6 protein-coding genes and 1 pseudogene are annotated in these 6,564 nt (G+C 34.2%); 5 read left to right on the top strand and 2 right to left on the bottom strand.

Translation table 11 applies throughout. The annotated features are described in order from the left end of the window. Positions 1–164: 164 nt before the first annotated feature. Together ACLTBU_RS16860 and ACLTBU_RS16855 are read left to right on the top strand one after the other, a co-directional pair. A complete protein-coding gene (locus ACLTBU_RS16860; RefSeq protein ID WP_412220151.1) occupies positions 165–611 on the top strand; it encodes an ImmA/IrrE family metallo-endopeptidase in 447 nt (148 codons plus the stop codon). 25 nt (positions 612–636) lie between these two features. Continuing rightward, positions 637–1,134, top strand: coding sequence for an ImmA/IrrE family metallo-endopeptidase (locus ACLTBU_RS16855; protein WP_412220148.1), 498 nt, complete (start codon positions 637–639; stop codon positions 1,132–1,134). A 219-nt stretch (positions 1,135–1,353) separates the two neighbouring features. Here the strand turns inward: ACLTBU_RS16855 and ACLTBU_RS16850 are convergent, their stop codons facing one another. Further along, positions 1,354–1,917, bottom strand: a complete 564-nt coding sequence (locus tag ACLTBU_RS16850) for a hypothetical protein (protein WP_412220146.1) — start codon at positions 1,915–1,917, stop codon at positions 1,354–1,356. A gap of 158 nt (positions 1,918–2,075) precedes the next feature. On the opposite strand from ACLTBU_RS16850, the gene ACLTBU_RS16845 reads away from it, so the two are divergent. From ACLTBU_RS16845 to ACLTBU_RS16835, 3 genes are read left to right on the top strand one after another with little or no spacing between them, the layout of a single operon-like run. Next, the gene (locus tag ACLTBU_RS16845; protein ID WP_412220144.1) at positions 2,076–3,914 is read left to right on the top strand and encodes a phosphotransferase; all 1,839 of its coding nucleotides are present in this window, start codon (positions 2,076–2,078) and stop codon (positions 3,912–3,914) included. A gap of 23 nt (positions 3,915–3,937) precedes the next feature. Then, entirely contained in the window at positions 3,938–4,882 is a 945-nt protein-coding gene (locus ACLTBU_RS16840) for a DMT family transporter (protein ID WP_412220143.1), read from the top strand. Between the two features lie 16 nt (positions 4,883–4,898). Further along, on the top strand, positions 4,899–5,582 hold the full coding sequence (locus ACLTBU_RS16835; RefSeq protein ID WP_412220141.1) for a sugar phosphate nucleotidyltransferase: 684 nt from the start codon (positions 4,899–4,901) through the stop codon (positions 5,580–5,582). A 202-nt stretch (positions 5,583–5,784) separates the two neighbouring features. On the opposite strand, the pseudogene ACLTBU_RS16830 reads toward ACLTBU_RS16835, so the two are convergent. Continuing rightward, a pseudogene (locus ACLTBU_RS16830) lies at positions 5,785–6,513 on the bottom strand (IS256 family transposase); the annotation flags it as partial. Between the last annotated feature and the right edge of the window lie 51 nt (positions 6,514–6,564).

Below are 6,564 nucleotides of genomic sequence, written 5' to 3'. Positions count from 1 at the left end.
CTAGTGTCAACTTTTTGATTGCACTAACTGTAAAAATTGTTCTTGCAATATACATTATTTTTATTATAACTCTGAAATCCCCTTTCTGTGTGTCCATTTTTTATTGTAGCATCACATTATATGTGATGGAAGTATGATAATTAACTACAGGGGGAATTTTCTAAATGAATATAGCATTACGTGTAAGAAACTTAATTAAACGATATGAGACACGAGACCCATTTAGAATTGCAGAGGAGTTAGGGATTATTATCAAGTATAAGCCCTGCGAGGAAACAAAAGGTTACTTCTTAAAGGTGAATACCAATAAGTTCATTGTAATCAATTCAAACTTAAGCGAATTAGAACAGCTGGTGGTTTGCAGCCATGAGCTGGGACATGCGCTCTTGCATGCCAATAATAAATATGTTCTAACCTATGAGAAAGGCGTGGCAATGGTACAGGATTTTACACTATTTCCTGTGAACTCGATTTATGCAAATCAAGCAAATAAATTTGCCGCAGAGCTTCTCATGGACTCAGAGTTTTTTGATGACGTATTACTTCAACACACAAACTTAGATCCAAAAATATACGAAACCTTAATGAGGTTGAAACATACTAGAATTTAATTACATAATAAAAGGAGCTCATAGGATGGACTTAAATTACTTGGTATCAGAACATGGTACAAATGATCCGTTCAAGATTATTTATAATATGGGCATTAATATTTCCCTTAGGCCCTACAAAAAAACATTAGGTTACTATTTAAATGGAGAAGGTATACAACATATAGTGATCAACTCCAATTTAGATAATGAAATGCAAAGAATTGTTGCTGCTCATGAATTAGGACATGCAATTCTACACAAAGATATTAGTATTGCGTGTTCACCAGCTGATACAGCAAACTGGGTAGACAAGGAATTAATAAATAAGCTAGAAAAAGAAGCAGATCTATTTGGTCTCTGTTTACTAGAGTTCAATACTCAATCTAGTACTTCCGATAAAACAAGCAGTTTCTTTTTCTTCTTCTTTCCTGATGACTCAGATGAAGAATATATTGCACAGAAAAAAAAGAATGTCATTACTAACAGATTATTATTATCCATTGTTATGGCCTTCTTCTTATTTTTACATTATTATTGGTAATACTACCAAAGCAATAATACCTATCACACTCATAGTCAGCACTACCTCAAGTCTAATAAAACTTCTATTCATATCTAACCACCCTCCCCTATATTAGGAGTATGGTCAACACATCAAATATCTAGACTTGTAGCTCTTTCATCCCCCCGACCACCTACCCTACCTAGGAGTATGGCCTTGCTATTAAATAGCTATGAAGGATGGGTGGGAGAAGTGACTTTAATTTGCTAACTTATCTAACATATCAAATATATGAGATATTATTTCTTCTAACTGATCTTGACTAATATATATTTCGTCATTTACACTATACCATTTTAATAATTTACACTTTTCAACATCACTTAATGCTATCCCTTGATGATGTATTATGGATCTACGTATATATCGAATATCTCCCATTATATCAGATAGTAGCTTATTCTTTTCTATTCCTTTTTGTTGTGCAATTTTCCCTCTGTAGTAATCTTCCCAGTATTGATAGATAGATATTAGACTCATATTACCTATAAATCTAAAATTATCACCCCCTTCACTATTTCTTTGTTTTATCCTTCCTTGTGTACATGCATGTAATTGTCTAGCACCAGGTTCTCCAGGTTTCCCTTTTCCATAATAAAAATTTAAGGTGTCTAAATGACTTTCATCAAATCTGTGCTTACTTTGACCTTCTATTATCATATCTTTTACTTTATCAAACCCTGTTGTTGCATCTAAATACGTCCCCCAAATTGAATCTACTATGCCTGCATATTCATTAATATATTTCATCAAATCATTCATATTTCTTTATCCTCTCTTTCAAAAATCTATTTTAACTTAGTATACGCACCAAATTTAATCTTTTCAATTTATTTGATTGATTTCTTTCAAATTTTTAGTATAATGTTCCTATGTTCATTTTTTGAACATATATCAGAATAAAAGGGGCAAGAAATGCTATGCATACACATTTTAAATTGTTAAAGCAGGTTAATCGCCATCCCGGTATTAATCAGCGTACACTTAGCAAACAATGCGACATATCCTTAGGCAAGGTAAATACCTTAGTGGAGGAACTAGAATACAATAACTACATAGAAAAGGAATGTGTGGGTAGAGAACATCGCTACTTTATCACATCTACTGGCCTTGATTATCTTGAGCAACAATTAAAAGTTCAACAAAATGACCGTCTAGAACTTCCTTCAACTGCTGCTACTGCAACCACTGCTGTCATCTTAGCTGCTGGTAGAAATACTCTCTTTGACTTGCCTTTAGCTTTATGTAAGATAGATGACACATCACTTATCAATCGTACAATAGATCAGTTAAAAGCCTATGGTATCTCCAATATCATTGTTGTAGTTGGGTACATGAGTGATTATCTTAAAAGCAAGCTAGATCCTTCTATCACCTGTGTAGAAAATCCTAACTATAAGTGGACTGGCACTATGGCTTCACTTGCCGCTGCTGGTGCTTATATTAATGAAGATTTTCTTCTTATTGAAAGTGATATTGTAATAGAAGATTTAGGTATCAAAGAACTTATTCAGTCTGATAAAAAAGATTGTATGCTCATTACTACTGAAAGTGGTTCTGGGGATGAGGCTTTTGTAGAGTTAAAAGATGAAAGTATCTTTAAGATTTCTAAGGATATTTGCCAACTTAATAAAATAGATGGTGAAATGATTGGTGTAAGTAAGTTATCTTATGCCTTCTTTAGAAAGATGCTAGAGGCATATGCTTTTAATCAAAATCCTTATATGAACTATGAGTACATGATGTTAGATATCTCTAGACAATATACTCTAAACTATCTCAAGATAGACAGCTTATTGTGGCATGAAATTGATACGCCTCAACATCTTGAATATGTTATACACAAGCTTCTACCTAAAATTATCAAGAAGGAAACTTCTCTTAAGCTTCAAAACTTAAGGCCTATTATTTGTGAAGTGCTAAAAGTATCTGACGATCAGATTCAAAACATTGCACCTATCGGTGGAATGACCAACAAAAATTACAAGATTACTATCAACAATGAACACTTTGTTTTAAGAGTTCCTGGTAATGGTACAGAAGAAATGATTAGTCGTCATAATGAGATGAAAAATGCATTTTATGCACATGAAGTAGGTGTAGATGCTGAGCTAATCTATTTTAATGAAGAAACAGGTATCAAAGTTTCTCGCTTTATTGATAATGCTGAAACCCTCTCACCTGATTCTGCAAAACGTCATGCAAATATGAAACTAACGACTTCTCTACTTAGAAAGCTCCATAGCTCTACTAAACCTATGCCTACAAGATTTGATGTCTACAATGAGATAGAAAAATATCACAACTTAGTTATTAAATACGGTGCTACTCATTATGAAGACTATGAAACTACTAGAGAACGTGTTTATGCACTCCAGGATATCTTAGAAACTTTAGATGTTAAACTCACACCTTGTCACAATGACTTAGTAGCAGAAAACCTTATTAAAAGCGGTGAAGATAAAATGTATCTCATCGACTGGGAATACGCCGGTATGAATGATCCTATGTGGGATCTGGCTGCTCATATAATAGAGTGTGGCTTTAGTGAAGAAGACGAGGCAAGATTCCTTAATCTTTACTTCAATGGGGAACCTGAAGAAAAATATATCAAACGTGTGCTTATCAATAAAATCTTCCAAGACTTCCTTTGGAGTATCTGGACCATTGTAAAAGAAGCTAAAGGGGATAACTTTGGTTGTTACGGTATCAACCGCTATAACAGAGCTAGAGCCAACTTAGATAAAATCTTAAATTAATTAATTGTAAAGGGGAAATGATTATGTTAAACGGCCTTGCCTCAGGTATCTTATGGGGCTTAGATACAACAATCCTAGGTGTAGCATTAGCCATGACACCTTTTATCTCTACTGAACAAGCTATTTTTTTATCACCTTTCATCAGCACATTCTTACACGATTTCTTCTCTTCCGTATGGATGTCATTGTATATGTGCTTTAAAGGGCAGCTAGTTACTACTCTTAAGAAAGCTAGAACAAGAAGTGGTCGCTTTATTATACTTGCTGCTTTACTTGGTGGGCCTGTTGGCATGACTAGTTATGTACTCGCAATCAAATACATTGGCCCATCTTATACAGCTATTATTTCTTCACTTTATCCTGCTATGGGCGCTCTACTTTCTTATATCTTCTTAAAAGAAAAAATGAAGCCCCTCTCCATCTTTGGATTAGGACTTAGTATCTTTGGTATTATTACGTTAGGTTATGCACCAGGTGGGCATACTGAAAACTTCTTCCTTGGATTTATATTTGCCCTTATGTGTGTTATTGGCTGGGCATCTGAAGCTGTTATCTGCGCTTATGGTATGAGTGAAGAAGAAGTCTCACCTGAGCAATCTTTACAACTTAGACAGCTTACTTCTGCTATTACATACGGCTTTATACTCATTCCATTATTAAAAGGTGTTAGCACAACACTTACTATCTCTATTACTTGGGCATCTGCTGTTATTCTTATCACTGCATTATTCGGAACTGCATCGTATGTATGTTACTACAAAGCCATTCATACACTTGGTGCTACAAAAGCTATGTCTCTTAATATTACATACTCTGCATGGGCTATTCTATTTGGTGTGATTCTCTTAGGACAACCACTTTCATTCAAATCAATTATCTGTGCTGTTATTATTATGATTGGATCGATCCTTGCAGCTGGAGATGTAAAAGAATTACTTAGTAAAGTACCACAAAACAATTCATTATAAAGGGGAATTATAAACGATGAGAGCAATACTATTAGCTGCTGGAAAAGGCACAAGACTAAGACCACTTACAAATACTACACCAAAACCACTTATTGAAGTGAATGGGTTACCTATGATTGAAAGACAAATCCAATATCTAAAAGAAAAAGGCATCACAGAGATCATTATAGTCACTGGATACCTTAAAGAGAAATTTGATTACTTAGCTTATGAATATGATGTTAAGTTAGTACATAATGATAAGTATGATGAGTATAATAACCTCTATACTATGTATCTTGTAAGAGAATATCTTCAAGATGCTTATGTATTAGAAGGTGATATCTATATGCATCATAATATTATCGATACAGCTGTTACAGAGTCAACTTACTTCAGTCCTATCAAGTATGATTTCCAAGATGAATGGATGCTTCACATTGATGAGAATAATAGAGTAACTGATATTGTAGTAGGAAGTATTCCTGGATCACATATCATGTGTGGTGTTTCATATTGGAACAAAGAAGACGGGGAATTTATTCAAGATAAATTAGAAGAAGCTGTTGCTAATAACACCTTTAAAGATAAGTATTGGGATAACATGATAGCAGAAAACCTTGATACGTTAAATATCAAGGTTCATGAGTTAGAAGAAAGTGATTTATATGAAATTGACTCTTTAGTGGATTTAGAAAAAGTAAATATATTTGTGTCTTAAACTAAATCTATTTGTCAAAGAAGAAGGGGTCTGTGAAAAAATCTCTGTAAATACTTTCTATGATAATTGAATGAGGGCAGAAATGGCATACTTAACCATTTCTGCCATGGCTACACTATAGCCTGTAGAAAATAAGCATGTCAAGGGCACCCTCGTATGAGGGTGTTTATTTTACCCTTGATATGCTTATTTCGAAGGGCTACTACAATGGTAGCCTACCTTCGAACATAATACTAAGTTCACCATATACTTTACCCCAATTTCTCAGTGGCATAGACCATTTCTTAGTTGCCTCAAAGGTTGCTAAATATAGTGCTTTGAGCAAGGCTGTATCGTTTGGAAATACGCTTCTTTGGCGATTAAGTTTTCTATAGGTACTATTAAGGCTCTCTATAGCATTTGTTGTATAAATGACCTTTCTTACGTCCGCTGAAAACTTAAAGATAGGGCTGATAACATCCCAATTCGTTTCCCAACTCTTCATGGCATAAGGATATTGTTCATGCCATTTCTCAGCTATTTCTTGCATCACTGCATAACCTTGTTTTTCACTTACTGCATGGTAGATTTTCTTTAAGTCTGTTGCAAAAGCTTTCTTATCCTTCTCAGAAACATACTTCAAGGTATTTCTAACCTGATGCACAATGCAACGTTGGTATTCTGTGTTTGGAAAAGCCACGTTAATGGATTCCTTTATGCCTGAAAGACCATCTGCACACAAGACTAAGATGTCGTTAACACCTCTATTTTTAAGTTCATTAAGCACACCTAACCAGTACTTACTACTTTCATTTTGGCCTACTTGAATACTAAGTACCTCTTTATGTCCATCCATTGTAACACCAAGAATAACATACGCCGCTAGCTTACGAATAACATGATTATCTTTAACAGAAAAATGAACAGCATCAATAAATACAATAGGATAAACGTAAGCGATTAATTAGAAGGTGTCCAAAAATAAAAATCGTACAATTAGAGT

Source organism: Zhenhengia sp., assembly GCF_046966505.1.
GTDB classification, from domain to species: Bacteria; Bacillota; Clostridia; order Lachnospirales; family Cellulosilyticaceae; genus Zhenhengia; species Zhenhengia yiwuensis.
Note: the sequence above shows the minus strand (reverse complement) of the source record. Positions and strands in the feature narration are given on the sequence as shown.

Excerpts from the sequence above, each read along its gene's own strand:
- ACLTBU_RS16840 (WP_412220143.1), top strand. The coding sequence starts at position 3,938 with ATGTTAAACGGCCTTGCCTCAGGTATCTTATGGGGCTTAGATACAACA.
- ACLTBU_RS16845 (WP_412220144.1), top strand. The coding sequence starts at position 2,076 with ATGCATACACATTTTAAATTGTTAAAGCAGGTTAATCGCCATCCCGGT.
- ACLTBU_RS16835 (WP_412220141.1), top strand. The coding sequence starts at position 4,899 with ATGAGAGCAATACTATTAGCTGCTGGAAAAGGCACAAGACTAAGACCA.
- ACLTBU_RS16860 (WP_412220151.1), top strand. The coding sequence starts at position 165 with ATGAATATAGCATTACGTGTAAGAAACTTAATTAAACGATATGAGACA.
- ACLTBU_RS16855 (WP_412220148.1), top strand. The coding sequence starts at position 637 with ATGGACTTAAATTACTTGGTATCAGAACATGGTACAAATGATCCGTTC.
- ACLTBU_RS16850 (WP_412220146.1), bottom strand. The coding sequence starts at position 1,917 with ATGAATGATTTGATGAAATATATTAATGAATATGCAGGCATAGTAGAT.